This window comes from Lactiplantibacillus sp. 7.2.4, assembly GCF_018991185.1.
Taxonomy (GTDB): domain Bacteria; phylum Bacillota; class Bacilli; order Lactobacillales; family Lactobacillaceae; genus Lactiplantibacillus; species Lactiplantibacillus pentosus.
The window spans coordinates 1-2,535 of sequence record NZ_JAGYGS010000121.1; the positions used below are offsets into that span (position 1 = coordinate 1).

The window sequence follows — 2,535 nt, forward strand, 5'->3', positions numbered from 1 at the left end:
AAGGCGGCTTATCCCAAGTAACCCACATTCACCGCGGTACTTCCACATTACGTTCTTTTTTGATTGTGAACTTGTCCAAAAAAGAAGTGGTATAGGTCGCAGATTGGCTTTAATTGGGGAAAATGAGTTTGTGAAATTCACTGAAATTACGTCTAGGCCATTCCCTTGAATTCAACTGTCTCATTCTTTGTATTAACCAAAAACTTACCGACACTCCCCTGATACTTCACGGATACTTTAAAGGAATACTTGTAATTTACCCGAGTGTATCGAATACTACTAATTCTTCCCTGATACCCTTGACTACGCAAAACTCTCTTCACTTGGTTCCTTTGTCGATCAGTAATTCTTGCAGAACTCCGATAGATTGTCTTCTTAACGATCACATCTGGATTCAATGGAATAATGTAATCCTTACATTCCAACAATTCCACCAACTTTCTTTTTTCTTTGGAATTTGACTTGACGGTTTACGGTTTTCCATTCAGTTTAGAGGGAGTGACGTTTTGAGCGCAGAATTGTTCCCTGGAATCAGCTATTTGGAATAACTGAACCAGAGTACAATTCTACTACTAAAAGTTTCCCCTTAGTTCGTCGGTCGTTAACGCCCGTCGCTTGTCTGTACAATTGCGGTATTGCTACCACCACTAATTATAAACCTACGTTTTCGGTTTAACCTACTAAAAAACGCCCTAATAGGCGTTGGCAATACGTATTTATGTTTGTTCGATCACCAACTAATCAGTGGCACCAAGCCGAAGCTTCGTTTTACCACCCGCGCCGTTAATGGTCGCGCTCACCATTCACCACCCAGCCGTACAGATGACCTTGTTGTGGTATAGCCAGACTTATTGAAGTCGCACTGGCAAACGTGTCCCCTTGGATTTAGACCCCAGCTTGTCCCCTAGGGCTTTAAAAATCGCACCGGCCATGATATAATAGTCATTAAACAGCGATGACTTTTATGTGGCGCTCACCGATGCCAGTCGGTGGGTGTTTTTTTATGTTCTATTTTATGAATTAACCATACCACTATTCAGCTTGTTTATAAACAAAAATCGCAAAAATAACAAAAGTAATTTGTAACGAGTTTCATGTAATTTGATACTTGTAATTTGTATCTTTATATTTACGTTGAATTGCTATGCTCGTTGCATTACAATGACTATGAACTAATAAGTTCAAGTCTGGAGGATCCTGTATGACCACATCGATCACGATAGGAAACTTTAAAGGTGGAGTTGGAAAAACAACAACTTGTGTAACCTTTTCTTATCTATTAAATAAAGCCCATAGAAAAACCTTATTAATTGATTTTGATCCACAAGGAAATGCTAGTGAAATTATAGAAAAAACATTTCCTGTATTCAAACAAAAAAATTCCAAAAGTTTAACTGATGGTATTAAGAATCTGGATTTATCTGAGTCCATTGCACACGTCACAGATTACCTTGATCTGATGCCTAGTGATTGGAGCTTATCTTTGCTTCCTGATATGCTTGAAGATTATAAGAAAAGTGACCGACCACTATTTTTAAAAACTTTGCTAACAAAAATTAGAAATGATTATGATTATATTTTAATAGACGTTCCGCCAACGCTATCAGCATATACAAATAATGCCGTTTTAGCCTCAGATTACGTAATTATGGTTATGCAGACTCAAGAGCAATCTTACTCAAGTTCTTTAAAATTTGTAAGCTATCTTCAAGGGCTTAGAAAAGACTATGACAAATCATTTGATTTGCTTGGCATTATTGCCTATCTGGTTAAAAAAGACGGACCTGTCGATCATGAAGTGTTGAAAGCCGCTAATCAAGCCTTTGGAAAAGCCCTATTTCATGGGAACGTATTTCAAAGAGAACGTGTTAAACGTTTCGGAAAAAGTGGAATTAGAGATGAGGATATGTGGGACAAAAGGGCTTTATATATGTATCAAGTAGTATTAGATGAAGCTCTATCACGAATTAATCTGTTGGAGGGGTAGAATATGCCGGAAAAGAAAAGTCTTTTAGATCAGATTGATGCAGAGAGTCAATTAAAAGATGGCGACTCTCCTTTTAAACGAAAAGAAAAAACAAAACCATTACGAGTTAGAGAATCATTTTACAATGATATTCGAAAAATTGCCTTCGAAGAAAATACAAAAATGGTTGAGATTTTAGATGACATAATAAAGCGTGGGCTTCGAAGCTATAAAAAGAGTCACCCAGATACAGATTACAAGTAACTTGTAATCTGTATCTTGTAACTTGTAATAAGTAACTTACAATTTTAATTTAATCTGAACAAAATACGCTTACGACTCAAATGCAGGCTTTGGAATCCAGCGATGCTAACAAAGAAAAAAGTAAATAATTACGCGCTCTCAGACAACACGTTCACCTTTTAGATGTATACTTGTCCGTTTAAATTAAGCAGAATGCGTTTATATCACGTTATAAAATCAAAATTTTATTAGACAATCAAAAAACACCACTCAAATTAATGAGTAGTGCTTTTTGATATGCAATTGGCATAAAGATCTGAATAAAT

Annotated in this window: 2 protein-coding genes; both read left to right on the forward strand. The window is 36.3% G+C overall.

Going from position 1 to position 2,535, the window contains the following annotated elements; translation table 11 throughout:
• The first annotated feature begins 1,201 nt into the window (after positions 1–1,201).
• A complete protein-coding gene (locus KGF70_RS16710; protein ID WP_020923849.1) occupies positions 1,202–1,987 on the forward strand; it encodes a ParA family protein in 786 nt (261 codons plus the stop codon).
• Between the two features lie 3 nt (positions 1,988–1,990).
• Positions 1,991–2,230: a hypothetical protein gene (locus KGF70_RS16715; protein WP_011669001.1), complete on the forward strand. Its 240-nt coding sequence runs from the start codon at positions 1,991–1,993 to the stop codon at positions 2,228–2,230.
• Positions 2,231–2,535 lie beyond the last annotated feature (305 nt).